Origin of the sequence: Aeromicrobium sp. Root344 (assembly GCF_001425755.1) — a bacterium.
Lineage (GTDB): Bacteria > Actinomycetota > Actinomycetes > Propionibacteriales > Nocardioidaceae > Aeromicrobium.
On the sequence record NZ_LMDH01000001.1, the window covers coordinates 2325171 to 2352018 of the forward strand.

28 protein-coding genes are annotated in these 26848 nt (G+C 70.5%); 13 read left to right on the top strand and 15 right to left on the bottom strand.

Annotation, left to right across the window (positions count from 1 at the left end; genetic code table 11):
• Positions 1–5 precede the first annotated feature (5 nt).
• Together ASC61_RS11360 and ASC61_RS11365 are read right to left on the bottom strand one after the other, a co-directional pair.
• The gene (locus ASC61_RS11360; RefSeq protein WP_056211962.1) at positions 6–290 is read right to left on the bottom strand and encodes a DUF4287 domain-containing protein; all 285 of its coding nucleotides are present in this window, start codon (positions 288–290) and stop codon (positions 6–8) included.
• Between the two features lie 82 nt (positions 291–372).
• Complete coding sequence (locus ASC61_RS11365; RefSeq protein WP_200935443.1) at positions 373–1161, bottom strand: TetR/AcrR family transcriptional regulator; 789 nt, start codon at positions 1159–1161, stop codon at positions 373–375.
• A gap of 93 nt (positions 1162–1254) precedes the next feature.
• Here ASC61_RS11365 and ASC61_RS11370 point away from each other — a divergent pair, with 93 nt between their 5' ends.
• Both ASC61_RS11370 and ASC61_RS11375 read left to right on the top strand, forming a co-directional pair.
• Positions 1255–2217, top strand: coding sequence for an ABC transporter ATP-binding protein (locus tag ASC61_RS11370; RefSeq protein WP_056211965.1), 963 nt, complete (start codon positions 1255–1257; stop codon positions 2215–2217).
• On the top strand, positions 2214–3023 hold the full coding sequence (locus ASC61_RS11375; protein ID WP_056211966.1) for an ABC transporter permease: 810 nt from the start codon (positions 2214–2216) through the stop codon (positions 3021–3023). The genes ASC61_RS11370 and ASC61_RS11375 overlap by 4 nt, the downstream gene beginning before the upstream one ends.
• Before the next feature lie 121 nt (positions 3024–3144).
• On the opposite strand, the gene ASC61_RS11380 is transcribed toward ASC61_RS11375, so the two are convergent.
• Positions 3145–4248 (bottom strand): citrate synthase 2, encoded by a 1104-nt coding sequence (locus tag ASC61_RS11380; protein WP_056211968.1) that lies wholly within the window; start codon positions 4246–4248, stop codon positions 3145–3147.
• A 36-nt stretch (positions 4249–4284) separates the two neighbouring features.
• On the opposite strand from ASC61_RS11380, the gene pdxH reads away from it, so the two are divergent.
• Entirely contained in the window at positions 4285–4929 is a 645-nt protein-coding gene (pdxH, locus tag ASC61_RS11385) for a pyridoxamine 5'-phosphate oxidase (protein ID WP_056211970.1), read from the top strand.
• On the opposite strand, the gene ASC61_RS11390 is transcribed toward pdxH, so the two are convergent.
• The 3 genes from ASC61_RS11390 to rfbB are packed head-to-tail and all read right to left on the bottom strand — an operon-like array spanning position 4926 to position 7698.
• On the bottom strand, positions 4926–6224 hold the full coding sequence (locus ASC61_RS11390) for a sugar nucleotide-binding protein (RefSeq protein ID WP_056211973.1): 1299 nt from the start codon (positions 6222–6224) through the stop codon (positions 4926–4928). The genes pdxH and ASC61_RS11390 overlap by 4 nt on opposite strands.
• A gap of 5 nt (positions 6225–6229) precedes the next feature.
• Positions 6230–6697: a glycerol-3-phosphate cytidylyltransferase gene (gene tagD, locus ASC61_RS11395; RefSeq protein WP_082530613.1), complete on the bottom strand. Its 468-nt coding sequence runs from the start codon at positions 6695–6697 to the stop codon at positions 6230–6232.
• Between the two features lie 2 nt (positions 6698–6699).
• Positions 6700–7698: a dTDP-glucose 4,6-dehydratase gene (rfbB, locus tag ASC61_RS11400; protein ID WP_056211976.1), complete on the bottom strand. Its 999-nt coding sequence runs from the start codon at positions 7696–7698 to the stop codon at positions 6700–6702.
• 49 nt (positions 7699–7747) lie between these two features.
• Here rfbB and rfbA point away from each other — a divergent pair, with 49 nt between their 5' ends.
• Positions 7748–8614: a glucose-1-phosphate thymidylyltransferase RfbA gene (gene rfbA / locus ASC61_RS11405; protein ID WP_056211978.1), complete on the top strand. Its 867-nt coding sequence runs from the start codon at positions 7748–7750 to the stop codon at positions 8612–8614.
• A gap of 70 nt (positions 8615–8684) precedes the next feature.
• A complete protein-coding gene (locus tag ASC61_RS11410) occupies positions 8685–9350 on the top strand; it encodes a DedA family protein (RefSeq protein WP_056211980.1) in 666 nt (221 codons plus the stop codon).
• On the opposite strand, the gene ASC61_RS11415 is transcribed toward ASC61_RS11410, so the two are convergent.
• From ASC61_RS11415 to ASC61_RS11430, 4 genes are read right to left on the bottom strand one after another with little or no spacing between them, the layout of a single operon-like run.
• A complete protein-coding gene (locus ASC61_RS11415) occupies positions 9347–9640 on the bottom strand; it encodes a hypothetical protein (RefSeq protein ID WP_157439461.1) in 294 nt (97 codons plus the stop codon). The genes ASC61_RS11410 and ASC61_RS11415 overlap by 4 nt on opposite strands.
• Positions 9641–9684: 44 nt before the next feature.
• Positions 9685–10971 carry an MFS transporter gene (locus tag ASC61_RS11420; RefSeq protein ID WP_056211984.1) on the bottom strand — a complete coding sequence of 429 codons (1287 nt, stop codon included), beginning with the start codon at positions 10969–10971 and terminating at the stop codon, positions 9685–9687.
• Between the two features lie 39 nt (positions 10972–11010).
• On the bottom strand, positions 11011–11724 hold the full coding sequence (locus ASC61_RS11425; RefSeq protein WP_056211986.1) for a hypothetical protein: 714 nt from the start codon (positions 11722–11724) through the stop codon (positions 11011–11013).
• Between the two features lie 9 nt (positions 11725–11733).
• A complete protein-coding gene (locus tag ASC61_RS11430; RefSeq protein ID WP_056211988.1) occupies positions 11734–13092 on the bottom strand; it encodes a cryptochrome/photolyase family protein in 1359 nt (452 codons plus the stop codon).
• Positions 13093–13138: 46 nt separating this feature from the next.
• On the opposite strand from ASC61_RS11430, the gene ASC61_RS11435 reads away from it, so the two are divergent.
• Positions 13139–13828 (top strand): metal-dependent transcriptional regulator, encoded by a 690-nt coding sequence (locus ASC61_RS11435; protein ID WP_056211990.1) that lies wholly within the window; start codon positions 13139–13141, stop codon positions 13826–13828.
• Between the two features lie 114 nt (positions 13829–13942).
• Positions 13943–14425: a PGPGW domain-containing protein gene (locus ASC61_RS11440; RefSeq protein ID WP_056211992.1), complete on the top strand. Its 483-nt coding sequence runs from the start codon at positions 13943–13945 to the stop codon at positions 14423–14425.
• Here the strand turns inward: ASC61_RS11440 and ASC61_RS19955 are convergent.
• Positions 14410–15234 carry a DUF1707 SHOCT-like domain-containing protein gene (locus tag ASC61_RS19955; RefSeq protein ID WP_162243670.1) on the bottom strand — a complete coding sequence of 275 codons (825 nt, stop codon included), beginning with the start codon at positions 15232–15234 and terminating at the stop codon, positions 14410–14412. The two genes, ASC61_RS11440 and ASC61_RS19955, sit on opposite strands and share 16 nt — an antisense overlap.
• A gap of 82 nt (positions 15235–15316) precedes the next feature.
• On the opposite strand from ASC61_RS19955, the gene ASC61_RS11450 reads away from it, so the two are divergent.
• Complete coding sequence (locus ASC61_RS11450) at positions 15317–16516, top strand: S8 family serine peptidase (protein ID WP_157439462.1); 1200 nt, start codon at positions 15317–15319, stop codon at positions 16514–16516.
• A gap of 6 nt (positions 16517–16522) precedes the next feature.
• Here ASC61_RS11450 and ASC61_RS11455 read toward each other — a convergent pair whose 3' ends face one another.
• A complete protein-coding gene (locus ASC61_RS11455; RefSeq protein ID WP_056211997.1) occupies positions 16523–17392 on the bottom strand; it encodes a DUF1707 SHOCT-like domain-containing protein in 870 nt (289 codons plus the stop codon).
• 95 nt (positions 17393–17487) lie between these two features.
• On the opposite strand from ASC61_RS11455, the gene ASC61_RS11460 reads away from it, so the two are divergent.
• Genes ASC61_RS11460 through cofE form a run of 3 tightly spaced genes read left to right on the top strand, consistent with a single transcriptional unit; the run spans position 17488 to position 20823 of the window.
• The gene (locus ASC61_RS11460; RefSeq protein ID WP_056211999.1) at positions 17488–18849 is read left to right on the top strand and encodes a dihydrolipoyl dehydrogenase family protein; all 1362 of its coding nucleotides are present in this window, start codon (positions 17488–17490) and stop codon (positions 18847–18849) included.
• 29 nt (positions 18850–18878) lie between these two features.
• Positions 18879–19856, top strand: a complete 978-nt coding sequence (gene cofD / locus ASC61_RS11465) for a 2-phospho-L-lactate transferase (RefSeq protein ID WP_056212001.1) — start codon at positions 18879–18881, stop codon at positions 19854–19856.
• Between the two features lies 1 nt (position 19857).
• Complete coding sequence (cofE, locus tag ASC61_RS11470) at positions 19858–20823, top strand: coenzyme F420-0:L-glutamate ligase (protein ID WP_056212003.1); 966 nt, start codon at positions 19858–19860, stop codon at positions 20821–20823.
• Here the strand turns inward: cofE and cofC are convergent.
• From cofC to ASC61_RS11485, 3 genes are read right to left on the bottom strand one after another with little or no spacing between them, the layout of a single operon-like run.
• Positions 20813–21463: a 2-phospho-L-lactate guanylyltransferase gene (gene cofC / locus ASC61_RS11475; RefSeq protein ID WP_056212005.1), complete on the bottom strand. Its 651-nt coding sequence runs from the start codon at positions 21461–21463 to the stop codon at positions 20813–20815. The two genes, cofE and cofC, sit on opposite strands and share 11 nt — an antisense overlap.
• Positions 21460–23979 (bottom strand): bifunctional FO biosynthesis protein CofGH, encoded by a 2520-nt coding sequence (locus tag ASC61_RS11480; protein ID WP_056212007.1) that lies wholly within the window; start codon positions 23977–23979, stop codon positions 21460–21462. The genes cofC and ASC61_RS11480 overlap by 4 nt, the downstream gene beginning before the upstream one ends.
• A gap of 58 nt (positions 23980–24037) precedes the next feature.
• Positions 24038–25033 carry a DNA topoisomerase IB gene (locus ASC61_RS11485; RefSeq protein WP_056212009.1) on the bottom strand — a complete coding sequence of 332 codons (996 nt, stop codon included), beginning with the start codon at positions 25031–25033 and terminating at the stop codon, positions 24038–24040.
• Between the two features lie 133 nt (positions 25034–25166).
• Between ASC61_RS11485 and fgd the strand changes: the two genes are divergently transcribed.
• Complete coding sequence (gene fgd / locus ASC61_RS11490; protein WP_056212011.1) at positions 25167–26174, top strand: glucose-6-phosphate dehydrogenase (coenzyme-F420); 1008 nt, start codon at positions 25167–25169, stop codon at positions 26172–26174.
• 12 nt (positions 26175–26186) lie between these two features.
• On the top strand, positions 26187–26843 hold the full coding sequence (locus ASC61_RS11495) for an NUDIX domain-containing protein (RefSeq protein WP_056212013.1): 657 nt from the start codon (positions 26187–26189) through the stop codon (positions 26841–26843).
• Positions 26844–26848: the final 5 nt, after the last annotated feature.

The following is a 26848-nucleotide window of genomic DNA, read 5'->3' on the forward strand; positions in this document are numbered from 1 at the left end:
CGACGTCAGGGTCGCGTGTCCTTGCCGTCGAGCCACAGCGTGTCGGACTCGTCGCGGTGGGTGCCGGTCGAGCCGACGTGCTTGCTGCTGATCCTCGGCCCGTTCTTGATGACGTGCACCAGGGCCATGGCGTGACCCCGGCCGAGGTTGTGGTCGGTCTTGAGCCAGTCGATGATGGCACCGGCCTTGGTCGTGGCGTCGTAGCCGCGGTCGTGTGCCTGCGCGATGAGCTCGCGCGGGGTGAGTCCGGTCTTGGTCTCGATCGTGTCGAGGTAGGCCTGGAACGTCATGGTGCACTCCTTCGTCGAGGTGGTCTCACCTGTACGTCGAGTGGCGGGGACCGATTTCGACACGGGCGACCAAGAGATCCGGCTAGCTGTTCGACGGTGCCAGCTTCTCGATCAGCAGCTCGACGCCGTCGAGCAGGCGAGCGAGCCCGAACTCGATCTCGTCACCTGCGGAGCGCTCGAACGCTCCGGACTCCCAGATCGCGGTCATGGTGGGGAACCGCTCACGCGAGTAGTAGGTGCCCCAGAAGCTGCTGCGGGAGTCCCAGTACTCGTCGGCCGTGACGCCGGTGTTGGACGACATGCTCGTGTCGGTGATGAGGCTGCGAGCCACCCCGAAGACGTGTGACTCGACCAGGCCCGCCACCCGGGCGACCTCCTCATAGGGGAGTCCGGTCAGCAGGACCGCGCGATAGAGGTCCTCCTGCGCGTCGAGCACGTGAGGGCCCAGGGGCATCCGCCACAGGTTGGCCCGGATCAGCCACGGATACAGCTGGTACATCGACCACGCCTCGCGAGCGTGCAGCTCGACCTGGTCACGCCAGGGCAGTGACCTGTCCGGAAGCCTGCGGGCGGCCCAGGCCCGGTCGACCATCAGCTCGAACAGCTCGTCGCGCCCGGGGACGTACGTGTAGAGGCTCATCGCGCCGACCCCGAGGTGTGCTGCGACGTTGCGCATCGAGAGCTTGTCGACCCCGTCGGCAGCTGCGACGGCCATGCCGGCCTCGATGACCTGGTCGAGGGTCAGCTTCTGCTTGGGGCCGCGGCCGGCGGGCGCAGGCGGGTCCCACAACAGCCTGATCATGTGCCGCCCCTCGGGGGTGCCCCAGGTCAGCGGGTCGGTGTCGGGGACCGTCGGTCGTTCGTCGTTCATGGATGTCCTTCTGCGGGTCACGTTCTTGTCACACCGTACACCGTATGATGTAATGGTCAGGAACTCAGTACGACGTACGGAAAAGGGACCCACATGATTCACACACAACAGCTCACCCGGACCTTCGAGTCCGGCAAGGAGACGGTCGAGGCGGTGCGCGGGATCGACCTGGACGTCGCCGAGGGCGAGCTCGTCGCCTTCCTCGGCCCCAACGGCGCTGGCAAGTCGACGACGCTGCGCATGCTCACGAGCCTGCTGCCGCCCACCTCCGGCACGGCGACGGTCGCAGGTGTCGATGTCACGGCCGACCCGGCGGGCGTACGCAGCCGCATCGGCTACATCGGGCAGAAGGACGGCGCCGGGCACAACTACCGCGTGTGGGACGAGCTGCTGATGCAGGGCCGCTTCTACGGGCTCGACAAGCAGCGAGCCACGGCGCGGGCCGACGAGCTGCTCGGCACGCTGGACCTCGAGGGCATGAAGATGCGCAAGGTCAGCACCCTGTCGGGCGGCCAGAAGCGGCGGCTCGACATCGCGCTCGGGCTGATCCACGAGCCCGCCCTGCTGTTCCTCGACGAGCCGTCGACCGGCATGGACCCGCAGAACCGGGCCAACCTCTGGGACCACATCCTGCGCCTGCGCGAGGAGTTCGGCACCACGATCGTGCTGACGACGCACTACCTCGAGGAGGCCGACACGATGGCCGAGCGAGTCGTGGTGATCGACCACGGCAGGATCATCGCCGACGACACGGCCCAGTCGCTCAAGGCCGAGCAGGCCGGCGACCGGATCACCGTGACGGTCGGTGCCGACGACCTGCCGACGGCCCGTGAGGTCGTCGCCCAGGCCGGCACGGAGGTCCAGGAGGTGTCGGCCGACGGTGGCACGGCGATCTCGTTCCGTGTCGATGCCGGTCCGGTCGCCCTGCCGCGGGTCCTGCACACCCTCGGCGACAAGGGCGTGGCCGTCAACGCGGCGACGCTCAAGCAGCCCACCCTCGACGACGTCTTCCTCAACCTCACCGGACGCAGCCTGCGCGAAGGAGCAGAAGCATGAGCACCATCCTCGATTCCGCCGCCACCTCGGCACGCATCGCCCACCGTTCCGTCCTGGGCGACATCAAGGCCGTCTGGACGCGTGAGACGCTCACGATCCTGCGCGACCCGTTCTCGCTGGTCTTCTCGCTGATCCAGCCGTTGGTGTTCCTCGGCCTGTTCGCACCGCTGCTGGCCGGCGTGGCCGACGACGGTCTGGGCTTCGGCTCGACACTGCAGTTCTTCCTGCCCGGTGTCGTCGTGATGATCACGATGTTCGGCACGTCGATGACCGGCGCCAACCTGCAGTTCGAGATCATGACTGGAGCGTTCGAGCGGATCCTCGCGACGCCGCTCGCCCGTCAGGCGCTGCTGATCGGCCGGGCACTCAAGGAGCTGACTCCGCTCGTCGTGCAGGCCCTGATCATCACGCTGGTCGCGGTGCCGTTCGGCTTCGACCTCCACCCGGCGCACATCGTCGTCGGCCTGCTGATCCTCGGGGTGTTCGGCGTCGGCGTCGGTGCCCTCTCGTACGCCCTCGCGATCGCGACTCGCAAGAACGAGTGGGCGTTCTGGGCGGTGCAGCAGTCGTTGCTGTTCCCGCTGCTGATCCTTTCGGGCATGATGCTCCCGCTCGAGACCGGGCCGGACTGGATGCAGGCCCTGTCGAAGGTCAACCCGCTGACCTACATCGTGGACGCCGAGCGCGTGCTGTTCGCCGGGACGTTCGACGACAGCGCGGTGGTCTACGGGATCGTCGCGGCGATGGTGACCTGCGCAGCCGGCCTCTGGGTCGGCGTCCGCACCGTCACCAAGAGCATCCTGTAGTCAGGCGCTGCCAGTGGCGGTGCGTGAGTTGGCTTTCCGGAGGTTGGAAGGGCGACTCGCGCACCGCTCGCTGGCGGGATGGGCGATCAAGTCACCGCCCCAAATCGGCCTTGCAGGCGCGTCACTGCGCCCAAGCGCTGTCCCAACCTTCTACCTCGTCGGCGCGGCGTGAGGCCGGGCCGGTGTAGATCGCGGAGGGCCGGATCAGGCGGCCGGTGCGCTTCTGCTCCAGGATGTGCGCGCTCCAGCCGGCCGTGCGGGCCGACGTGAACATCGCGGTGAACATGTGCGGGGGGACCTCGGCGTAGTCGAGGACGATCGCGGCCCAGAACTCGACGTTGGTCTCGAGCACACGGTCGGGGCGACGCTCGCGGAGCTCCTTGAGCGCGGCCTCCTCGAGCGCGACGGCCACCTCGGCGCGAGGCGCGTTGAGCTCCTTGGCCGTCCGTCGCAACGTGCGTGCACGCGGGTCCTCGGCACGGTAGACGCGGTGGCCGAAGCCCATGAGCCGCTCACCGCTGTCGAGCAGCCCCTTGACGTACGCCGTGGCGTCGCCGGACTTCTCGACCTCTTCGATCATCGTCAGCACGCGGGCCGGGGCACCGCCGTGCAGCGGACCGGACATCGCGCCGACGGCACCCGACAGGGCGGCGGCGGCATCGGCGCCGGTGGAGGCGATGACGCGTGCGGTGAACGTCGAGGCGTTCATGCCGTGCTCAGCGGCGGACACCCAGTAGGCGTCGATGGCCTTGGCGTGGTTGGGGTTGACCTCGCCGCGCCAGCGGGTCAGGAAGCGCTCGGTGATCGTGGAGCACTTGTCGATCTCGGACTGCGACACCATCGGCTGGCCGACGCCGCGCGCGGCCTGGGCGACATAGGAAAGGACCATGACCGCAGCGCGGGCAAGGTCCTCTCGAGCCTGGACATCGTCGATGTCATAGAGCTGCTTCATGCCCCACGCGGGAGCGGTCAGCGCGATCGCGCTCTGTACGTCGGCGCGGATGTCGCCGGAGTGGACGGGGATCGGGAACGGCTCGGCCGGCGGGAGGCCGGGTTCGTAGGCGCCGTCGACCAGCAGTCCCCAGATCTTCTCGAACGGCACGCGGCCGACGAGGTCGTCGATGTCGACACCGCGATAGCGCAGTGCGGACCCTTCTTTGTCGGGTTCGGCGATCTCGCTCTCGAACGCTACGACGCCTTCAAGTCCGTGGTGCACTTCAGTCATACCTTGCATTCTGCCTTGCGTCGTTACCGTGGAGTCATGGAGACCCCTGATTTGGCGCGGATGCGTGAGGAGTACGCCCGCGAAGGCCTCGACGAGGCGGCCTCCGGCGATGATCCGCTGGCATTGCTGGGTCGGTGGCTCAACGAGGCCATCGACGCCGGCCTGCACGAGCCCAACGCCATGGCGCTCGCGACCGCGACGACTGATGGCCGTCCGTCGGTGCGCATCGTGCTGCTCAAGGGTCTGGACGATCGGGGGCTGACGTTCTTCACGGGCTACGAGTCGCGCAAGGGCGTCGAGCTCGAGGTCAACCCTCGTGCGGCAGCGGTGATGCTGTGGCATCCGTTGCAGCGACAGGTGCGCGTCGAGGGCCGGGTGACCCGCATCGACGAGGCCGAGTCGGACGCCTACTTCCTGTCCAGGCCGCGCGGCTCGCAGGTCGGCGCCGTCGCCTCGCCGCAGTCCCGCACGATCCCGAATCGCGAGGTGCTGGAGCGGCGGGTCGCCGAGGTCGAGCGGGTCTTCGAGGGCCAGGAGGTCGTACGCCCGCCGGTCTGGGGCGGCTATCGGATCGCGCTCGACTCGGTGGAGTTCTGGCAGGGCCGGCAGAGCCGTCTGCACGACCGCCTGCGCTACCTCCGCCAGGGCGACGGCTGGCGGCGGGACCGCCTGGCGCCTTAGGGGGTGCGGGGGGCGAGCGTGCTGTGCCTCGGGCGAGGAGCCAGCTGCTTGTCGGCGCCGTAGGACTCGGTCGACACCCCGATGACGTCGTCGGCGCTGCGGCCCTCGGCGACGAACACCTCGCGGGCGATGTCGGCCCACGACCGGGGCTCGCCGCCGCCGGTGATGTGGTGGATGCCGTACGGGGCTCCGGACGACAGCAGCCCGGCGATCCCGTCTGCCAGCTCGCGGGCTGTCGTGAGCCGGCCGAGCTGGTCGTCGACGACCTGGGGGCGTACGCCGTCGCGGGCGAGCCGCTGCATCGTGGCGACGAAGTTGGCACCGTCGCCGACGACCCAGCTCGTCCGCACGACGTAGTGCTGGGGCACCGTCGAGGTCACCGCCTCGCCGGCCGCCTTGGTCTGCCCGTAGACACCGAGCGGGGAGACCGGCTCGTCGACGGTGTGCTCTGCCTCGGTGCCGTCGAAGACGTAGTCGGACGAGATCGTCACGAGCGTGAGCCGGTGCTGGATCGCGATCCTTGCGAGCGCGGCGACAGCGGTGACGTTCACAGCCCACGCCTCGCGACGTCCCTCGGGTGTCTCCGCGGCGTCGACCGCCGTGTAGGCCGCCGCGTTGATGATCGTGTCGACGTCGTCCCAGCGCACGCGGTCGTACGTCGAGGGGTCCGCCAGATCGAGGTCCGTACGCGTCAGGGCGAGCGCGTCGGGCAGGACTTCGCGGAGTGCGCGGCCCAGCTGGCCGTCGGCGCCGAGGATCACCGTGCGGCGCGGCGGCACCGGGACGACGTCGGCGAGGCGTGGGTGGTCGCGATCCTTCTCGGAGATCTCGACGAGCGGCAGGGGCCACGGGATGTTGACGGTCTCGTCGGCGAGGTTGAGGTTGGCGTACTCGGCGTCGGCGCTCCAGTGCGCGTTGACGAGGTAGGAGTAGGCCGTGCCGTCCTCGAGCGTCTGATAGCTGTTGGCCACGCCACGAGGCACGAAGACTGCCGTGCCGGGGTCGAGCTCCGCCGTGTGGGTGGCGCCGAACGACTCGCCGGCCCGCAGGTCGACCCAGGCGGCGAACACGCGACCCGTGGCGACCGACACCAGCTTGTCCCACGGCTCGGCGTGGATGCCGCGCGTGGTGCCGGCCGCGGTGTTGAACGCGACGTTGTGCTGCACCGGGCCGAAGTCGGGCAGCCCGGCCTCGACCATCCTGGCGCGCTGCCAGTTCTCCTTGAACCAGCCCCGGCCGTCGGCGTGCACCGTGAGGCGTACGACCAGCAGCCCCGGGATCGGGGTGAGCTCCACCCCGCTCACGTCAGGTCGCGGTAGTGCTCGAGCAGGCGGCTCATGACCGCGAGGGCGTCCTGCATCTCGGTGATGTGCGTGGGGTCGAGCACGCGCAGCATCTGCTTGATCTCGGTGCTGGAGATGCCGTCGGTGCGGGGCAGGTAGACGACCTCGCACAGCTCCTTGAGCTCGTCGAACTTGCCGGCCCAGTCCTCGCCGATCGCGAAGATGTCGACGTCGTGCTCCCTGATGTCGCTCGCCTTCTGCTCCCACGACGTCTCGGGGATCACGAGGTCGACGCCCTTGATGCTGCCGATGATGCGGGCGCGGTCCTCGTAGGAGACGACCGACGTCTTGCCCTTGCCCGCGTTGAACTCGTCGGTCGACACCGCGATGATCAGCCGGTCGCCCATCTGCGACAGACGCTCGATGAGGTTGAGGTGGCCGATGTGGAACAGGTCGAACGTGCCGTAGGTCAGCACCGTGGTCATGGTCATTGCCCCTGTCGTGCATACATGGATTCGGTCGCGGCCTTGCTCGGCCGCCACCAGTGCTCGTTGGCGCGGTACCACTCGACCGTCTCGGCCAGGCCGGTGGCGAAGTCGCCGAACCGCGGCGACCAGCCCAGCTCGGCCTGCAGCTTGTTCGGGTCGAGGGCGTAGCGCCGGTCGTGGCCGGCGCGGTCCGTGACGTGCTCGAGGTCGTCGGGCTCGCGGCCGAAGATCGTCAGGAGCAGCGCGACGACGTCGAGGTTGCTGTGCTCCCCGTCGGCGCCGACGAGGTAGGTCTCGCCGATCGCGCCGCGTTCGAGGATCGCCAGGACGGCGCTGCTGTGATCGTCGACGTGGATCCAGTCGCGCACGTTGAGCCCGTCACCGTAGACACGCGGCTTGAGCCCGTCGATGAGCTGGGTGACCTGACGGGGAATGAACTTCTCGACGTGCTGCCACGGCCCGTAGTTGTTGGAGCAGTTGCTGATCGTCGCGCGTACGCCGAACGAACGCACCCACGCGCGGACGAGGTGGTCGGACCCGGCCTTGGTCGCCGCGTACGGGCTCGACGGGCGATAGGGCGACGTCGCGGTGAAGCGTTCCGGGTCGGCGAGATCGAGGTCGCCGTAGACCTCGTCCGTCGAGACGTGGTGGAGGCGCACGTCGTGGCGGCGGACGGCCTCGAGGACCGTGAACGTGCCGACCAGATTGGTCTGGACGAACGGGGTGGGGTCGAGGAGGGAGTTGTCGTTGTGCGACTCGGCCGCGAAGTGGACCACGGCATCGTGCGTGCCGACGAGGTCTCCGACGAGCGCTGCGTCCGTGATGTCGCCGACGACGAGCCGGCAGCGGTCCGCCGGCAGCCCGTCGAGGCTCACGCGGCTCGACGCGTAGGTCAGCTTGTCGAGCACCGTGACGTCCAGGTCGGTCTCCTCGACGAGGTGCCGGACGAAGTTGGCGCCGATGAAGCCGGCTCCTCCGGTCACCAGGACGTTGCGCATGGGGCTCAGCGTAGTAGTGCCTCGTGCACCGCCACCTAGGATGACCGGCATGCGGGGAATCATCCTGGCCGGTGGCACCGGCTCGCGGCTCGACCCCGTGACGCGTGCCGTGAGCAAGCAGCTCCTGCCGGTCTACGACAAGCCGATGATCTACTACCCGCTGTCGACGCTGATCCTTGCCGGCATCACCGACGTCCTGGTCATCACGACACCGCACGACGCCGCGCAGTTCGAGCACCTCCTGGGCGACGGCTCGCAGTTCGGCATCTCGATCACGTACGCCGTGCAGCCGAGTCCCGACGGTCTCGCGCAGGCCTTCGTGATCGGCAAGGAACACATCGGCAGCCAGTCCGCAGCGCTCGTCCTGGGCGACAACATCTTCTACGGTGCGGGCCTCGGGACCCAGCTCGCGAAGTACACCGACGTCGAAGGCTCACTGATCTTCGGCTATCGCGTCGCGGACCCGTCGGCATTCGGCGTCGTGGAGCTCGACGACAACGGTGCGGCGATCTCGCTGGAGGAGAAGCCCGCAGCGCCCAAGAGCCTCTATGCCGTGCCGGGCCTCTACTTCTATGGCAACGATGTCGTCGGGATGGCCGAGAGCCTCCGGCCGTCCGCACGCGGCGAGCTCGAGATCACCGACCTCAACCGTCGCTACCTCGACGAGGGACGGTTGCGGGTCGAGCCGCTGGAGCGGGGCGTCGCGTGGCTCGACACCGGCACGTTCGACTCGCTCGGCGAGGCCGGCGAGTTCATCCGTACGGTGCAGAAGCGGCAGGGGCTGTCGATCGGTTGTCCCGAGGAGGCCGGTTGGCGGCTCGGGCGGTTGAGCGACGACGAGCTGCGGCGTCAGGCCGAGGCGTACGCGAAGAGCGGCTACGGCGACTACCTGCTCGGCCTGCTTGAGCACGGTTGAACGCTCGCTGTTCATCCGGCAGCCACCTGCTCGCAGCCACCGAGTCATGCCGCCCCGTCATCGTGAAGGCATGACAGCAATCGCGCTGACCCTTGCGCTCGGCCTCGGCCTGGCGTTCGCCGAGTCCGGACTCGGCCTCGGCATCGTGCTGCCCGGCGAGACGGCGATCGTGGTCCTGGCTGCCACGATGGGCTCGCCCGTGGAGATGGTTGCGCTCGGGATCGTCGTGATGGTCGGCGCCACGTGTGGCGATCACGTCGGCTACCTCCTGGGTCGTCGCTATGGCGACGCACTGCGTGAGACGAAGGCAGTCAAGCGCCTCGGCGTACGCCACTACGATCGCGCGACCGACTTGCTGCGGCGTCGCGGCGGGCTCGCGGTGTTCGCCACCCGGCTCGTGCCGATCGTCCGTACCCTCACGCCTGCAGCTGCTGGCGCGTCGGGCCTGGAGTACCGCAGGTTCGCGCCCGCGTCGCTCGCGGGTTCTGCCACGTGGTCCGCGGCCTACGTCGGCGGCGGCTCGACCGTGGCCGCGGTGACCGCGATGGCGACCGACGCGTTCGGGCGGGCCACCTGGCTGTTGCTGGTGCTGCTCGCAGTGGGCCTGATCCCGGTGCTGATCGTTCGCACCGTCGCGGGCGTACGCCCGGTGTCTGCCGCACCGGACGTGGCGTCCCTCGAGCTCGCTGCCCGGCGGTCGAGGTTCTCGCCGCTGGTCAGCGACCTCCAGCACTAGAGAATCAGCAGACCGGCCACGACCGCGGGGATCGCGCCGAGCAGGATCCACGGTGCGAACGCCGGTCGACGGTGGACCAGCCGGATCGCACCGAGCGCCACGATCCCGATGATCGCCATGACGACGAGCAGGATCGTGCCGTCGCTCCGGCGGCCGTCGTCCACGATGCTGCGGATCACGGCGATCAGCGCGCCGATGGGGAACGACGAGACGGCGAGGATCAGGAACGACACGACCCACCGCTGCACCTGCTCGGTCGTGAGCTCGCGGCGTACGCGCGTCCGGGACATGAGCACAGTATGTTGCCGGCCGTCCGTGGCCGGTGCGGTGGTCGTCAGTCGCGTACGGGTCGGCTGATGCGGTAGCGGACGAACGAGGGCACCGCGAGCGAGGCGACCACGACGCCGACGACGACGAGGACCCCGCCACCGGCCGATGCCGCCGCCGTGCCGACCGCGGCAGCGGTGGCCCCGTGCAGGGTGTCGGCGATGCGCGGACCGCCGGCGACGACGACGATGAAGACTCCTTGCAGGCGGCCCCGCACGGCATCGTCCGCGGCAGACTGGAGCATGCTGCTCCGGAACGCCGCCGAAGCGGTGTCGGCGGCGCCACCGATCACGAGCATCAGGAGCGCGACGACCAGCATGGGGGTGCGCCAGTGGTCGGCGAGGCCCACGCCGGTGCCGAAGCCGACCATCGCCAGGCCCCAGATGAGGATGCAGACGACGACGGCCCGACCCTGCCGCTCGACACGGGAGACCCACCCGCTGAAGATGCCGCCGATGACGGCTCCGGCAGGGATCGCGGCGAACAGCAGGGCGAAGACCAGGCCGCCGCTGTCGGGTCCGCCGAAGTCGAGGTGGGCGATCTCGGGAAACAGCGCCCGCGGCATGCCGAAGACCATCGCGATGAGGTCGACGACGAACGACATCAGCAGCACGGGCTGCGTGCGCAGATAGGTGAAGCCCTCGATGACGGCCTTGATCCCCGGCACCCCGGCCGCCGCGTCGAGCACCGGAAGGCGCGGCAGCCGGACGACGGCGCTGAGCGTGGCGAACAGCGTGAACGTGTCGATCAGGTACATCCACTCGAACCCGATGACCGGGATCAGGACACCGGCGACCAGCGGCCCCGCGATGGCGCCGGCCATCATGACCGTGGTGTTGAGCGAGTTGGCGGCGGGCAGCAGGGTCAGGTCGAGCAGCTTGGGCAGGACCGCGCTGCGGGTCGGCTGGTTGACGGCGAAGAACGCCTGCTGGACCGAGAACAGCGCGAGCAGGAGCCACACGTTGGTGTTGCCGGCGGCGGCCTGCAGCCAGAACAGCGCACTGGTGACGATCAGGCCGATCGTCGTGAAGATGAGGATGGTCCGGCGGTCGAACACGTCCGCGAGCGCACCACCGTAGAGGCCGAACACGATCAGGGGCACGAGCCCGAAGACGCCGGCGAGCCCGACATAGGCCGAGGAGCCGGTGTCGGCATAGATCTGCGCGGGGACCGCGACGACGGTCAGCTGGGCGCCGACGACCGTGATGATGTTGGCGGTCCAGAGCCTGCGGAAGTGCTGGTTGCGCAGCGGCCGGGTGTCGGCGAAGAAGTGGGAGAAGGATCGCCGTGCCACGTCAGGACAATCTACGGCACGCTCCCAGCGCGCCTCGGGTCAGGAGAAGGCAGCGATGTCGATCAGGATCCACGTCTGCTCGGCGCGGCCCAGCAGCTCGCCGTCGGCGGTGTAGAGCGCGGTGTCGGCCAGGAACTTGCGCCCCTCCTGGGACTCGAGGTGGCCGACCGCGAGGCACGGCTCGCCAGCGCGGGGCCGGCGCTCGACCTGCGCCGTCATCCGGCCGAGCACCATGGTGTTGCGGCTGAAGTCGGCCGCCCAGCCGCCGGGGCAGTCCAGCGCGGCCCAGGTGACCGGCAGGTCGAGGCCGTCCTCGCCGTCGAACGCCTCGTGCGGCGTCCAGGGCGCGGCGGTCAGGCCGGGCTCGGCGGGGTCGACCGGGCCCGCGAACAGGCGCAGGCCGTCGCCCTCGTCGCGCGCCGTGCCGCACGTGAAGCAGTGGTCGAACGGGTGGTGGGTGAAGCCCGGGTAGTGCGCCACGCCGGCGGCGGCCTCCTCGGGCGTCGGGCAGGCCGCCACATCACGCGAGAACGCCCCGGGTGCCGCATCGCCGATCACGGCGCCGCCCGCGGTCAGCAGCCGGACCTGGTCGCCGTCGCGCTCCCAGCTGAGCGGTACGTCCAGCGGCGGCGGGATGCGCAGGGTCGAGGTGACCGGTCCGTCGCTGTCGACCTCCTGGCCCAGCAGGCCGGCGACATAGCCGCCGTTGCCGGAGTGGAGGGGACCGTTGAACTGCCCGGGAATCGTGACCACCCGACCACCCTAGGTCGTGATCGCCGCGTAGCGACGCAGTGACTCCCGGCGCTCCGCCGCGTGGTCGACCATCGGGGGCGGGTAGTCCGCCGGCGGCTCGTCCAGCTCCCACGGCGTGTGCACGTGGCGGGCGTCGACGTCGGCGAGCTCGGGCACCCAGCGGCGTACGTAGGCGCCGTCGGGGTCGAACTTCTTGCCTTGAGTCATCGGGTTGAACACCCGGAAGTACGGCGCCGCGTCCGTGCCGCAGCCGGCGACCCACTGCCAGCCGTGCTGGTTGGAGGCGAGGTCGGCGTCGACCAGCAGCTCGAGGAAGTGCCGGGCGCCGTGCTGCCACTCGATGTGGAGGTCCTTGACGAGGAAGCTCGCGACGATCATGCGTACGCGGTTGTGCATCCAGCCCTCGCCCTTGAGCTGCCGCATGCCGGCGTCGACGATCGGGATGCCGGTGAGGCCGGCCTTCCACACCTCCAGGGCCTCACCCGGCTCGTCGTGATCCATCGCGGCGAACGCGGGGTTGTAGTAGCCGAACGCCGAGTCGGGGCGTTGGTGCAGCACATCGGCGTAGAACTCGCGGAACGCGAGCTCCCGGACGTACGCCGCGGCGCCCTGCGAGCGAAGCGGCGCGAGGTCGGCCAGCATCGTGCGCGGGTGGATCGTGCCCCACTTGAGGTGCACCGACATGCGGGACGTCCGGTCGTCACCGGGCAGGTCGCGGGCCCCGGCGTAGTCGGCGACGTCGTCGGCGAGGAACGCCTGCCAGCGGTCCGCGGCGGCCTGCTCGCCGAGGGGCGGCAGCGTCATCCCGGCCGGCACAGCGACGGCGGGGACCTGGTGCGTACGCCCGTCGGGCCGGATCCACGGCACGTCGGTCACCTCCGGCGCGGGCCCGCGCCAGCCGTGCTCGCGCCACGCCCGCGCGTACGGCGTGAAGACCCGGTAGCCCGAGCCATCGGCCTTCGTGACGCGCCCCGGTGCCACGGCGTACGGCGAACCGGTCCTGACGAGAAGGATGTCGTGCCGGGCGAGCGCCTCCTCGACGCGGCGATCGCGACGGGCGCCGTACGGGGCGAAGTCGCCCGCGACGTGCACGCTCGTGGCGCCAGCGGCACGAGCGACGCGGACGACCTCGTCGACCGGATCGCCGTGCACGACGTGCAGGCCGCCGAGGCGTTCGGAGAGGCCGGCCAGGAGCCGCGACAGCGCGGCCGTGCGGGCCCGGGCCGCGGTCGTCCACAGCTGGTCGTCGAGCACGAACAGCGGCACCACGCCATCCGCCCCGCAGGCGAGCGCTTCGTGGATCGCCGGATTGTCACGCAGCCGCAGGTCCCGTCTGAACCACATCACCGAGGTCGTCACGTGTCCCATTGTCCGGTGGGGACGGCGAGGCCGCAGGACGTGGAACAATGGCCTGGTGAGCGAGCTGATCGACACCACCGAGATGTACCTCCGCACGGTCTACGAGCTGGAAGAGGAGGGCATCACGCCGTTGCGCGCGCGCATCGCCGAGCGCCTCCACCAGAGCGGCCCGACCGTCAGCCAGACCGTGGCCCGCATGGAACGCGACGGGCTGCTCACGGTCGAGGGTGACCGGCACCTCGAGCTGTCGCCCAAGGGCCGCCAGCTCGCGACCCGCGTGATGCGCAAGCACCGGCTCGCGGAGCGGCTGCTGACCGACATCATCGGCCTCGAGATCGAGTACGTCCACGAAGAGGCCTGCCGCTGGGAGCACGTGATGTCCGAGCAGGTCGAGCGCCGGCTCGTCGAACTGCTCGAGCACCCGACGGAGTCGCCCTACGGCAACCCGATCCCCGGGCTGGCCGAGCTGGGCGAGCTGGGCGAGGACGCCGACTTCCTCGAAGGCGTCCAGCCGATGACCAAGGCGGTCAGCGGAGCCGTCGAGCCGATCCGTCTCGTGGTGCGCCGCATCGCCGAGGAGCTGCAGAAGGACACCGAGGTCATGTCGGTGCTCCGCAGGGTCGGGGCGCTGCCCGGCAACGACATCTTGGTGTCGCAAGGGCACGACGGCCTGGTCGTCGCACGGCAGGGCGAGACCGCCGAGATCGACGCCGAGGCAGCCGTCCACGTCTTCGTGTCGCTCTGATCGTCGGGGTCGCCCCGTAGGCCCTCCCGGTTCTTCGTGGGGGATGCCCCTGGTTCTCGCCCTTCTCGCCGGGTTGTGGCCCTTCTGTGGTGGACCGGCTGGCAGAATTGACCCATGACCGTCGGGACCGCCTTCAAGAGCTGGTTCCGACGCACGGGCAGCGAGATCCTCGGCTGGATCCTGACGGTCGCCGGCATCATCCTCATCCCGGCACCGGGCCCCGGCACCTTGGTTCTCGTCGCCGGCATCTCGTTGCTGTCGCGCAACTACGTCTGGGCGCAGAAGCTGCTCGGCCCGCTCGAGCGCAGGGCGATCGAGGCCGCCAAGTTCGGCGTCGCGACGTGGCCGCGGATCTTCCTCAGCTTCCTGGGCGGGGTGTGGCTCGTGGCGCTGGGCGTCGTGTGGTTCATCAGCCCGGAGATCCCCGAGTTCTCGATCCTCAGCGTGGGCTTCGGGCCGCAGCTCCCGGCTCATGGCTGGGGCACGGCGATCGGGCTGTGGACGTCGGCGATCGCCGCCTGGGGCCTGCTGGCCTACAGCGTCGTGCGCTGGCACGAGCCCCGCAGGCCCAAGGCCGAGACTCACTCGAACGCGTAGCGGGCCAGCTCCTTGCCGTCCAGGCTGAACGTCCAGTAACCGTTCTCGCTGTACTCGTTCGACACGTAGACCGAGAACGTCGGCTCCGCACCGGAGCTGCGGATCACGACGTACGTCGACGAGACGTCCTCGACCCCCAGCACCGAGGGCGAGCGCTTGACCGCCCGCGCGTACGCCGCAGGGTCGACCGCTGCCAGGTCGATCGAGACGGCGCCGGCCGGCCGGCTGCCCTTGCTCGGCTCACCCTCGAAGCCCTTGGCGAAGTACCAGTTCTCCACGCGGCGCTCGTCGTCCTTCATGACGACCTCGATGCTGGCGTAGTCCGGATAGATCGCGGCCGAGTCCACGATCGTCGTGCCGAACTTCGCCTTGGTCAGCGCCACGAGCTGCTCGAACCCCTCCGCCGTGTGGAGCTCGAGCTTCTCCTTGGGGTTCGGCGCCTGGGCGGTCGAACCCGGGGTCGTCGGCTCGTCGCTGTCGCCACCGGCGCTGGAGACCCACACCACGACCGCGATCGCGGCGGGAACCAGCAGCGCGAGGAGCAGGCGAAGCAGGAAGCGACGCGACAGCCGTGTCGTGGAGGCGTCGCTGGAGGACGTCGTGAAGGCGGCGGCGACCTTCGACGGGAGCTTGGCGGCAGGTCCGAGGTCCGCGACGAGGTCGGCGAGCTCCTGCAGCGTCGTGGCCTGCAGCGCTGCCTGCGTACGCGCTTCGCGCTCCGCGTCGTTGATGCGGCCGTCCGCGTAGGCGGCTTCGATGTCCTCCAGGCAGCTGTCGCGGTCAGCATCGCTCGCTCGGGTGGACACCATGCCGAGCACGATATCGGGACTCGCGCATCCGGCGGGTCGTAACCGCTGACCTCGGCGGGCGTTGTTCACCAGGGGACGAAAGGTGACCGAAGTGCGCATGCGGATCGGACGAACGGCCGGAGCCATCGGGCTCGTCGCGACCATGATCGCCGCGGGCTCGTCCGGAGCCACTGCTGCCGATGACGGCGGACTGCGGCGCACGGCCACGGAGATCCTCGCGACCGCCACGCCGGGCGACCCGCTCAAGGTCGTGACCACGACCCGCACCTCGGGTGCGCCCAGGATCACCACGACCGTCGCGTCCAGCCGCGCCAACGCTCTCGACCTCATCCTCGCCGGGCTCAAGAAGCGGACCACCGTGGGCGTCGACATCGCGCACGAGGTGCACATCGACCTCTCCGACGACCCGCTGCGGGCCAAGCAGTGGGCGCTCACCAGGCTCGGCGCCGAGACGGCCTGGAAGACCTCGACGGGCCGCGGCGTCGTCGTCGCGGTCATCGACACCGGGGTGCGGGCCGGCCACGTCGACCTCCGGGGCCACATCCTCACGGGCTACGACTTCATCGCGCCGGGCACCCCGCCGACCGACGAGAACGGCCACGGCACGCACGTTGCCGGCATCATCACGGCGATCGCCAACAACGGGCGCGGCATCGCGGGCCTCGCGCCCAACACGCGGGTGCTGCCCGTACGCGTCCTGGACCACGCCGGGGTGGGCGACTCCGCCACGGTGGCCAAGGGGATCGTGTGGGCGGTCGACCACGGTGCCAAGGTCATCAACCTGTCCCTGTCGTCGACCCGCAGCGACACCGCCGGCCGTGCCGCCGTCGCGTACGCGCTCTCCCGGAACGTCGTGGTGGTGGCCGCGGCAGGCAACAACGGATGCGGCCTGTTCGGGTCGCCGCGCACCTATCCGGCCAGCTATGACGGCGTGTTGGGGGTCGGCGCCATCCAGTCCAACGGGGCGGTCGCGTCCTTCTCGAGCTGTGGCAGCTGGGTCGACGTCGCCGCACCCGGCAGCGGCATCCTGTCGACCACGTCCGCCACCCCGGATCCCTCGCTCGGCTGCCCCCCGCACTACTGCACGCTGTCGGGGACGTCGATGGCCTCGCCCTACGCGGCGGCCGCAGCGGCGCTCGAGATCGCCAAGGTCGGCTCCGGGGTGAGCCAGGCGACGATCCGCTCGCTCATCCAGTCGACCGCCGACGATGCGGGATCCCGGGGCTACGACACGCGAACGGGCTACGGCGTCATCAACCCGCTCCGGATGCTCAGCCGTTGAGCCTGCTCAGGGCGCCCTGTACTCCGTGACCGTCGCGCCGGTGAGGCGCATCGTCCAGTAGCCGGTGTCGTTCGAGGCATTGGTGACGTAGACCGACATGACCGCGCGCCCCGAGCGGCTGTCGAAGATGAGATAGGTCCGGTCGGCGTCGCGGACGTTGAGCTGGGCGGGTGCGCGCCGGATCGCGCTGGTCAACGCCGTGACGCGTACGTCGCGCAGGTCCGACGACTTCGAGCCGGGCCGACGCGGGCTCGCGGTCGGGTTGTAGGGGAAGCTGCCGTTGTAGTACCAGCGCTGCGAGTGGTCGGGGTCGCCGGAGATCGGCACCTCGATCGTCGCGTAGTCGGGATAGATCACGGCGCTGAGGTAGCGCGTGCTGCCGAGCTTGGCGCGCATGTCGTCACGGAGCTTGACGAAGCCGTTGCGGGTCAGCAGATCGGGGTGAGGCGCCGCCGTCGCGGTCGGCCGGGTGATGCCCGGGATGGCCGGGCCCGTCGGGGAGCTGTCGGTCGTGCTGTCGAACAGCGAGGTGGCGAACGCTGCGCCAAGGGCGAGGCCCCCGATGACCAGGGCCCAGAGCAGCACGCGGCGCAATTCGCTGCCTGCCGCGAACCGTCCCACCGTACGTCCGAGCCGCGGGCTCGTGAGGGCGTCGCCGACGACGGTGCCGAACGACTCCTTCGACGCGGGTGCAGCCGCCGGCGCCCGGCCGTGGTCGGTCACCAGTGCGGCGAGCTCCGACAGGGTCGTCGCACCGGCGACCTTGGATGACCGGGTCGCGAACTCGGCGGCGTCGATCCGGCCGCTGGACAACAGCCCCTTGAGCTCGTCGAACGCCCCGCGTCGATCCTCGTCAGTCGCCGGCACGCCCTCCATGCAGCGCAGCGTAGCCACGCAGCGGCCCTCCCGGAGGTGAAATCACCTCACGGGTCCTCTGGCTCCCGACCGTGCGCATGGCAGAGGATGGGTGCATGAGTGCTCACGAGTGTGATGTCGTCGTTGTCGGTCTCGGGCCGGGAGGTGAAGCGCTCGTCGCGCGACTGGCCAAGGCCGGGCTCGCCGTGGTGGCGGTCGAGGCCGAGCTCGTGGGCGGTGAGTGTCCCTACTGGGGCTGCATCCCGTCCAAGATGTTCATCCGTGCCGGCAACCTCCTCGCCGAGGCCCGCCGGATCGCGCGGCTGTCGGGCGCCGCGACGGTGACCCCTGACTTCTCCCTCGTCGCCAAGCGGATCCGCGACGAGGCCACCGACAACTGGGACGACACCGTCGCGGCCGACCGGATCACCGCAGCCGGGGCGACGCTCGTACGCGGGCACGGCCGGCTGGCCGGCGATCGTACGGTCGAGGTCAACCCGTCGACAGGCTCAGGACAAGCCGAGACGTACGTGGCGGCCAAGGGCGTCGTGCTCAACACCGGCACGACCGCAGCGGTGCCGCCGATCCCGGGGCTCGCCGAGACGCCGTTCTGGACCAACCGCGAGGCGCTCAAGGCCGAGCAGGCTCCCGCCTCGCTGATCGTGATCGGCGGCGGAGCGATCGGCCTCGAGCTCGCCCAGGCCTACTCACGCTTCGACACCGAGGTCACGGTGCTCGAGGTCGCGCCGCGCATCCTCGCCCCCGAGGAGCCCGAGTCGTCCGAGCTGCTGGCCACGGTGTTCGAGTCCGAGGGCATCGGCGTCCATGCCGGCATCACGATCGACCGGGTCGACCACGACGGCAGCCGGTTCACGGTGACGTGCGGCGGCACGACGTACGAGGCCGAGCAGCTGCTCGTGGCAGCCGGCCGCAGGTCGCGGGTCGACGACATCGGGCTCGAGACGGTCGGCGTCGAGGCCGGCAAGTTCCTCACGGTGGGCGACGACATGCAGGTGACGGATGGCCTCTGGGCGATCGGTGACATCGTCGGCCGCGGCGCGTTCACGCACCTGTCGATGTATCACGCGGAGCGCGCCGCCAAGGCGATCCTCGACGAGCCCTTGGGGGCGTACGACGACAGCTTCCCGCGCGTCACGTTCACGGACCCGGAGGTCGGCGGCGTCGGCCTCACCGAGGCGCAGGCCCGCGACAAGGGCATCGACGTACGCGTCGGGCTGACCGACGTCGCGGCGAGCAGCCGGGGCTTCGTCCACGGCGTCGGCAACGCAGGGTTGATCAAGGTCATCATCGACACCGATCGCGACATCATCGTCGGCGCGACCAGCGCCGGGCCGACGGGCGGCGAGACGCTCTCGGCGCTGGCGTTCGCCGTACGCGCGGAGATCCCGCTCGAGACGCTGCGCAACACGGTCTACGCCTACCCGACGTTCTGGCGGGCGATCGAGTCGGCGCTCTGACCCTGCGGGCGCTCGGGCAGACTGGGCCCATGCGGATCACGGTGCTGTCGGGTGGGGTCGGTGGGGCCAACTTCCTCAAGGGGCTGCTGGCCGCGGTGGGACCCGACGACGAGGTCACGGTCATCGGCAACACCGCCGACGACATCTGGTTGTTCGGCCTGCGGGTGTGCCCCGACCTCGACACGGTGATGTACACCCTCGGCGGCGGCATCGACCCCGAGCGCAAGTGGGGCCGCACCGACGAGACGTGGAACGCCAAGGAGGAGCTGACGGCCTACGGCGTCGACAAGACCTGGTTCGGGCTCGGCGACCGCGATCTCGCGACGCACCTCATCCGCACGCAGATGTGGCACGAGGGCGTCGGCCTCGCCGCGATCACCGAGCGGCTCTGCGAGCGCTGGCAGCCCGGCGTGCGCCTGCTCCCGATGACCGAGGACCAGGTCGAGACCCACATCGGGATCGACGGCGCCGACGGGATCGACACGATCCACTTCCAGGAGTACTGGATCCGGCTCGGCGCTCGCGTCCCGGTGCGTGAGGTCACCTTCAAGGGCGCCGACGAGGCCACGGCAGGTCCGGGTGTCGTCGAGGCGATCCTCAGCGCCGACCGGGTGATCCTCCCGCCGTCCAACCCGATCGTGTCGATCGGTGCGATCCTGTCGGTCGCCCAGGTCGCCACCGCACTGCGTACGACCTCGGCTCCGGTCGTCGGCGTCTCGCCGATCATCGGTGGCGCCGCGGTGCGGGGCATGGCCGATCAGCTGCTGACCGGCCTCGGCATCCAGATCAGCGCCGCCGGGGTGGCTCGCCATCACGGTGCGCGCCCCTCCGGTGGGGTGCTCGACGGCTGGCTCGTCGACAGCGCCGACGCAGAAGAGCTGGGCTCGATCGAGGCTGCGGGCATCACCGCCAGGGCAGTGCCGCTCTACATGACGGACACGGCGGCCACGGCCCAGCTGGCCCGTGACACGCTCGCCCTCGCCGACTCGTTGGCCGACGGGCGCTGACATGGTGCTGCGCGCGTGGCCGCTGGAGGGCATCGGCGAGATCCGGCCCGGCGACGACCTCGCCGCGATCATCGTGGATCACCTGACCGAGCCCCTCGAGGCCGGCGACGTGGTCGTCGTGACCAGCAAGGTCGTCAGCAAGGCGGCTGGGCTGGCGACGGCCGGTGACCGGGACTCGCTGATCGACGCCGAGACCGACCGGGTCGTCGCTCGCCGCGGCCAGACGCGCATCGTCCGTACGCACTCCGGGCTGACCCTCGCGGCGGCCGGGATCGACGCGTCCAACCTCGAAGCCGGCTCCGTCATCCCGCTGCCCCGAGACCCGGACGGCGCGGCTCGCGACCTGCGGGGCCGCCTCGAGGACCTGGCGGGCGTACGCCTCGGGGTCATCGTGAGCGACACCGCCGGACGCGCGTGGCGCATCGGACAGACCGACATCGCGATCGGCGCGTCTGGCGTGGCGCCCTACCTGTCATTCGCCGGGGTCGAGGACGCGTACGGCAACCTCCTCGCGGTCACCTCGCCCGCGATCGCCGACGAGATCGCCGGCACGGCCGAGCTGGTGGCGGGCAAGCTCGACGGACAGCCCGTCGTCGTGGTGCGCGGACTGCCGGCGGCGTGGCTCGACTCCGACGAAGGCGCCGCGGCGCTCATCCGCGACGACGACGGCGACCTGTTCGGTCTCGGCGCCCGCGACGCCGTGCTGGCAGCGGTGTCGCGGGGTGAGCTGCCGCGGGGCTTCCCGGTCGCCGACGAGGGCGACGACCTGCTGGCTCTCGCGCGGGCCGGCACGGACCTCTCGCTGGCTGACGTGACCGTCGCGGCCGACGGTTCGCTGGAGGTGCGTGCCCTGAGCGAGGACGGTGCGCCCGAGGCGCACGTCGAGGCCGGTGCGCTGGCCGAGCGGCTGCGGATCCTCGCCCGCGCCCTGCGCCGCGAGATCGTGATCGCCGTCGTCAGCGACTGAGTGCTGAGGCCTCGTCGGCCGTGAGGTCGGCGTACGCCTGGCGGGTGTGCGGGCCGAGCCCGAGGCGTTCGGCCGCGGCGAGATCGGCCAGCACGTCGACGTCCTGACGCAGTGCGCTCGGTGCCGGCAGCTCGTAGGCGCCGAAGCCGCGATGGCGCTCCGCCGAGCCCGGACCGTAGCCGGGGCGCATCATCCCGGCCGAGAGACTCGTCAGGATCGTGGTGCCGTCACCGTTGGCGTCCGCGACGAACGCGAACGGGTGAGCCGTCGCCTGACCCAGCAGCTCGCCGAGGCCGACGGGTGTCAGGGCCGGCAGGTCCGACGGGACGACGGCGACCGGGCCGTCCGGCCGGTGCTTGCCGGCCCACGCGATGCCGTGCCGGATCGCCGAGCCCAGGGTGTCGAGCGACCGGTCAGCGGGCTCCTGGATGACGTGGGCACCGGCGGCGCGGACGTGGTCGACGACCAGGTCGCCCTGCGTCACGACCACGACGTCACGGACCTCCGGGCAGGCGAGCACGGCGGTGAGCGTGTCGCGGGCGAACGCCTCGGCCAGTGCGCGGCGTACGTCCGGATCGGCGTGCAGGCGCGACTTGGCCCGGTCCCAGGCCTTCATCGGCACGATGGCGGTGTACGTCATCCGGCCGCCTTGACGGGGGACAGCCGGCCGTACGTCGTGGTGCGCTGGACGGCGGGTCGCCCGGCCAGGGCCGCCATCGTCTCGAGCTCCTCGATCGACTTGCGGGAGCCGTTCGTCGAGCCGGCCATGCGGCTGATGGTCTCCTCCATGAGGGTGCCGCCGAGGTCGTTGACGCCACCCTGCAGGATCTGCGTGCAGGTGTCGGGGCCGAGCTTGACCCACGAGCACTGGATGTTGTCGATCAGGCCGTGCAGCATGATCCGCGCCAGGGCGTGCACGGCGCGGTTGTCCCGCACCGACGGCCCGGGCCGGGCGACGCCGGCGAGGTAGATCGGCGACGACTGGTGCACGAACGGCAGCGGCACGAACTCGGTGAAGCCGCCGGTCTCGCGCTGCAGGTCGCCGATCGTGCGCAGGTGACCGACCCAGTGACCGGGGTGGTCGACGTGGCCGTACATCATCGTCGAGGTCGTGGGCAGGCCGACGTCGTGGGCCGTGCGAATGACGTCGAGCCACTCCGACGTCGGCAGCTTGCCCTTGGTCAGCACCCACCGCACGTCGTCGTCGAGGATCTCCGCGGCCGTGCCGGGCAGCGAGTCGACGCCGGACTCCTTGGCCTGCACGAGGAAGTCGCGCACCGACATGCCGGTGCGCGTCACGCCGTTCATGACCTCCATGGGGCTGAACGCGTGGACGTGCAGGCCGGGCTCGCGCTGCTTGACCGCGGCGGCGATGTCGAAGTAGGCGGTGCCGGGCAGCTCGGGATCGATCCCGCCCTGCATGCAGACCTCGGTGGCGCCGAACGCCACGGCCTCGGTGGCCCGGTCGCCGATCTCGTCGAGCGACAGCGTGTAGGCGTCGGCGTCCGTGCGCCGTTGGGCGAACGCGCAGAAGCGGCAGCCCGTGTAGCAGACGTTGGTGAAGTTGATGTTGCGGTTGACGATGTAGGTCACCTCGTCGCCGACCGCCTGCCGGCGCAGGTCGTCCGCCAGTGCCGTGACCGCGTCGAGCTGGGCGCCCTCCGCGGTCATCAGGGTCAGCGCGTCCGCGTCCGACAGCCCCGAGGGGTCGCGCTCGGCCGCCCGCATCGCCGCGGCGAACCCGCCGTCGCCGACACCGACGAGCGCTGCGTCGCGCCCGGGCTGGCTGTCGCGCAGCACCGACCAGTCGCCGTAGACGTCCTCGAAGTCGCTGCGCCGGTCGGTCGTACGCCCGACCGTGTCGATCTCGGTGTGCAGGTCGGTGCGGCCCTTCGAGAGCCAGCCGGTGGTGGACCAGCCGCCGTCGGGCTCCTGCCAGGGCAGTCCCTCCGGGATCGCGTCGGCGCGGGCGAGCCCGTCGTCGGCGACGAGGGCGTCGACGTGCGGCCGCAGGCGCGGGTCGAGCCACGGCTCGGACAGGAACTGCGGGTGCGCCGTGAGCCGCTCGGTCAGCGTGAACCCGCGCTCGGCGGCCAGCTCGGCCAGCGCCGTGATCTGCGGCCACGGCTTCTCGGGGTTGACGTGGTCGGGGGTCAGCGGACTGATGCCGCCGAAGTCGTCGACGCCGGCGTCCAGCAGCGCGCGGCAGTCGTCGAGCCCCACGAGGTTGGGCGGCGCCTGGACCCGCATCGCGGGCCCCATCAGGACGCGCGTCGTGGCGATCGCGGCGAGGTACTCCTCGACCTCGAGGTCCGGGGTCAGCCGCATGGCGGTGTCATCCTTGGACACGAAGTTCTGGATGATGACTTCCTGGATCGAGCCGTACGTCCGGGCGATCCGACGCAGCTCGAAGATGCTCTCGACGCGGTCCTCGATCGTCTCGCCGATGCCGATCAGGAGCCCGGTCGTGAAGGGGATGTTGAGCCGGCCGGCATCCTCGAGCACCCTCAGGCGTACGGTCGGGTCCTTGTCGGGGCTGGCGTAGTGGGCCTCGCCCTTCTCCTCGTACAGGCGACGGCTCGTCGTCTCGAGCATCATGCCCATTGACGGGGCGGTCGGCTTGAGCCGCGACATCTCCTTCCAGCTCATGACGCCGGGGTTGAGGTGCGGCAGCAGCCCGGTCTCCTCGAGCACCCGGATCGCCATCGCGCGTACGTACTCCAGCGTGCTGTCGTAGCCGGCGGCCTCGAGCCACTCCTTGGCGTCGTCCCAGCGGTCCTCGGGCCGGTCGCCGAGCGTGAACAGCGCCTCCTTGCAGCCCATCGCGGCACCCTTGCGGGCGATGTCGAGCACCTCGTCGGGCGACAGGAACGGGGCGGGCAGGCGGTTCGGGGTCGTCGCGAACGTGCAGTAGTGGCAGCGATCGCGGCAGAGCCGGGTCAACGGGATGAAGACCTTCTTGCTGTACGTCACGACGCCCGGCCGGCCGGCCGCCTCGAGACCCGCGTCTCGGACCCGCGCCGCCGCCGCCATGAGCCGCCGCAGCTCGTCACCTCGGGCGCTCAGCAGTCCGGCGGCTTCGCGTGCGTCGATCGTCTTGCCCGCGACCGCCCGGGTCACTGCCCGGGTGATCTCGCGGTCGCTCGGTGCGCTCATTCAGCAATTGTGGTCCCCGCCTCCACGCGCGGAGTCGCCGACCCGCTCAGTGGACGCTTCAGGCTCGCCGCAGGATGCGCAGGACCTGGCGTTCGAGGGTGCGGCTCATGGGAGACCCGGGCGCGACGCGGCGATGGTCGGCCCGCACCGTGATGCCATCCTCGAACAGGTCGATGATGCGCGGATCGACGTACGACGTCCGGGCGATCGCCGGCGTGTTGCCGAGGTGCTCCGACACCTCGCGCATCGCCGCGGCGACGGACTTCTTGCGCCGGGTCGGCGTGCTGCGGTCGCTGCGCGCCAGGGCGAGCGCGGCGATCGAGGTGCCGCGCCACGTCCGGAAGTCCTTGGCCGTGTAGTGCTCGCCGATGATCTCCTTGACGTACGCGTTGACGTCGTCGGCGGTGAGGCCGTGCCACTGGCCAGCCTGCCGGTACGCCAGCAGGCGATCACCGCCGCCGCGGCGCCGGCGCAGCACCTCGATGACCTCCCGCACGCGCTGGTCGCGCACCGTGACCTCGACGAGCTGGCCGGACTTGGCCGGGTAGGAGAACGTCATGCCGCTCCCGGCGCCGTGGACGTGTCGCTTCTCCAGCGTCGTGAGCCCGTAGCTGCCGTTCTCCTCGACGTACCGCTCCGAACCGATGCGGAACATGCCGAGGTCGAGCAGGCTGAACGCCGTCGCGGCGACCCGCTCGAGGGTCAGGTCCTCGCCGGCCAGGTGGCGGCGCGCCTCGAGCCGGTGCTTGAGCAGCGACGCGGCGAAGCCCTCCATCCGCTCGAACTTCTCGGTGTCGCGGCGGGCCCGCCAGTCCGGGTGGTAGATGTACTGCCGTCGACCGGCTGCGTCGGTGCCGACGGCCTGCAGGTGGCCGTTCTCGACGGCGCAGATCCACACCTCGTTCCACGCCGGCGGGATCACGAGCTGCTTGCACCGCAGGACCTGCTCGGGCTCGAGGGGTCGGCCGTCCTCGTCGAGGAAGCGGAAGCCACGCCCGTGCCGGACCCGCGACCAGCCGGGTGATCTCGGGGACGTACGGCGGAGGCGGACCATGGTGAGATCACGCTAGGTGACCCGTGCGGAGCACGCATGTCGTAGCGGACCGGGCGCCCGCCGCGTGACCTCCCGGTCGGTCGGTCCGGCGGCCGTGCCATGGTTCAACCACCGGACACATGAGGAGAGCCACGTGGAGCTGAGGATCGGTTACAAGGCATCGGCCGAGCAGTTCGCGCCCAGGGAGCTCGTCGAGCTCGGCGTCCTCGCCGAGGCGGCCGGCATGGACACCGCCGTGGTGAGCGACCACTTCCAGCCGTGGCGGCACGAAGGTGGTCACGCGCCGTTCTCGCTGGCATGGCTGACCGCCGTCGGCGAGCGCACGTCCTCGATCCGCCTGGGCACGTCGGTCATGACCCCGACGTTCCGCTACAACCCCGCCGTGGTCGCGCAGGCGTTCGCGACGATGGGCTGCCTCTACCCGGGCCGCATCATCCTGGGCGTCGGCACCGGCGAGGCGCTCAACGAGGCGGCGTCGGGCTTCGTGGGGGAGTGGCCGGAGTTCAAGGAACGCTTCGCGCGGCTGCGGGAGGCTGTCGACCTGATGCGGCAGCTGTGGACCGGTGAGCGGGTCGACTTCGAAGGCGACCACTACCGCACGGTCGGGGCCTCGATCTACGACGTGCCCGACGGCGGGGTCCCGGTCTACGTCGCCGCCGGGGGACCCGTCGTGGCGCGCTATGCCGGCCGCAAGGGCGACGGCATGATCTGCACGTCCGGCAAGGGCATGGATCTCTACGAGGACAAGCTCATGCCCGCGCTCGCTGAGGGAGCGGACAAGGCCGGCCGGTCGACCGACGACATCGACCGCATGATCGAGATCAAGGTCTCGTACGACCCGGATCCGCAGGTCGCGCTCGAGAACACCCGGTTCTGGGCCCCGCTGTCGCTGACCGCCGAACAGAAGCACAGCATCGACGACCCGATGGAGATGGAGGCGGCTGCCGACGCCCTGCCGATCGAGCAGGTCGCCAAGCGGTGGATCGTCAGCTCGGACCCCGACGAGGTCGCAGCACTGGTCAAGCCGTACGTCGACGCGGGGCTCAACCACCTGGTGCTGCACGCGCCAGGACACGACCAGCGGCGCTTCCTCGAGCTCTTCTCGACCGACCTGGCGCCGCGGCTGCGGGCTCTGGGCTGAGGACCGGGCGCCGTGACGAAGGGCATCGACGAGCCGGACGGCCGCGGGCGGACGGGCCTCCACCTGACCGGGCTGGACCTCACCCGCAATCCCGACGTCGTCGTCAAGCACGTCGACGTGCTGGCCAACGACTGGTACGTGCTCCGCGCCACGACGTACGACATCCGCAAGTCGGACGGCAGCTGGCAGACCGAGCGCCGGGAGACGTACGACCGCGGCAACGGCGCGACGATCCTGCTCTACGACGCGGACCGGCGAACGGTGCTGCTGACGCGTCAGTTCCGGTTCCCTGCCTACGTCAACGGGCATCCTGACGGGATGTTGCTGGAGACGGCCGCGGGGCTGCTGGACGAGGACGACCCCGAGTCGGCGATCCGCCGCGAAGCCGTCGAGGAGACCGGTGTCGAGATCGGTGAGGTCGAGCACGTCTTCGATGTCTACATGAGCCCCGGTTCGGTGACCGAGAAGCTGCACTTCTACGCGGCGCCGTACCGCGCCGGCGACCTTCGCGGCACGAGCCACGGCATCGCCGAGGAGGGCGAGGACATCGAGGTCGTCGAGCTCGACATCGACGACGCCGTCGGTGCGATCGGTTCCGACGTCGCCGATGCCAAGACGATCATGCTGCTGCAGTGGGCTGTCCTGTCGGGACCGTTCGCCCAGTCCTGATCCCG

Coding starts and splice junctions, on each gene's coding strand:
- ASC61_RS11360 (WP_056211962.1), bottom strand. CDS start 290: ATGACGTTCCAGGCCTACCTCGACACGATCGAGACCAAGACCGGACTC.
- ASC61_RS11365 (WP_200935443.1), bottom strand. CDS start 1,161: ATGAACGACGAACGACCGACGGTCCCCGACACCGACCCGCTGACCTGG.
- ASC61_RS11370 (WP_056211965.1), top strand. CDS start 1,255: ATGATTCACACACAACAGCTCACCCGGACCTTCGAGTCCGGCAAGGAG.
- ASC61_RS11375 (WP_056211966.1), top strand. CDS start 2,214: ATGAGCACCATCCTCGATTCCGCCGCCACCTCGGCACGCATCGCCCAC.
- ASC61_RS11380 (WP_056211968.1), bottom strand. CDS start 4,248: ATGACTGAAGTGCACCACGGACTTGAAGGCGTCGTAGCGTTCGAGAGC.
- pdxH (WP_056211970.1), top strand. CDS start 4,285: ATGGAGACCCCTGATTTGGCGCGGATGCGTGAGGAGTACGCCCGCGAA.
- tagD (WP_082530613.1), bottom strand. CDS start 6,697: ATGACCACGGTGCTGACCTACGGCACGTTCGACCTGTTCCACATCGGC.
- rfbB (WP_056211976.1), bottom strand. CDS start 7,698: ATGCGCAACGTCCTGGTGACCGGAGGAGCCGGCTTCATCGGCGCCAAC.
- rfbA (WP_056211978.1), top strand. CDS start 7,748: ATGCGGGGAATCATCCTGGCCGGTGGCACCGGCTCGCGGCTCGACCCC.
- ASC61_RS11410 (WP_056211980.1), top strand. CDS start 8,685: ATGACAGCAATCGCGCTGACCCTTGCGCTCGGCCTCGGCCTGGCGTTC.
- ASC61_RS11415 (WP_157439461.1), bottom strand. CDS start 9,640: ATGTCCCGGACGCGCGTACGCCGCGAGCTCACGACCGAGCAGGTGCAG.
- ASC61_RS11430 (WP_056211988.1), bottom strand. CDS start 13,092: ATGGGACACGTGACGACCTCGGTGATGTGGTTCAGACGGGACCTGCGG.
- ASC61_RS11440 (WP_056211992.1), top strand. CDS start 13,943: ATGACCGTCGGGACCGCCTTCAAGAGCTGGTTCCGACGCACGGGCAGC.
- ASC61_RS19955 (WP_162243670.1), bottom strand. CDS start 15,234: ATGGTGTCCACCCGAGCGAGCGATGCTGACCGCGACAGCTGCCTGGAG.
- ASC61_RS11455 (WP_056211997.1), bottom strand. CDS start 17,392: ATGGAGGGCGTGCCGGCGACTGACGAGGATCGACGCGGGGCGTTCGAC.
- ASC61_RS11460 (WP_056211999.1), top strand. CDS start 17,488: ATGAGTGCTCACGAGTGTGATGTCGTCGTTGTCGGTCTCGGGCCGGGA.
- cofD (WP_056212001.1), top strand. CDS start 18,879: ATGCGGATCACGGTGCTGTCGGGTGGGGTCGGTGGGGCCAACTTCCTC.
- cofE (WP_056212003.1), top strand. CDS start 19,858: ATGGTGCTGCGCGCGTGGCCGCTGGAGGGCATCGGCGAGATCCGGCCC.
- cofC (WP_056212005.1), bottom strand. CDS start 21,463: ATGACGTACACCGCCATCGTGCCGATGAAGGCCTGGGACCGGGCCAAG.
- ASC61_RS11480 (WP_056212007.1), bottom strand. CDS start 23,979: ATGAGCGCACCGAGCGACCGCGAGATCACCCGGGCAGTGACCCGGGCG.
- ASC61_RS11485 (WP_056212009.1), bottom strand. CDS start 25,033: ATGGTCCGCCTCCGCCGTACGTCCCCGAGATCACCCGGCTGGTCGCGG.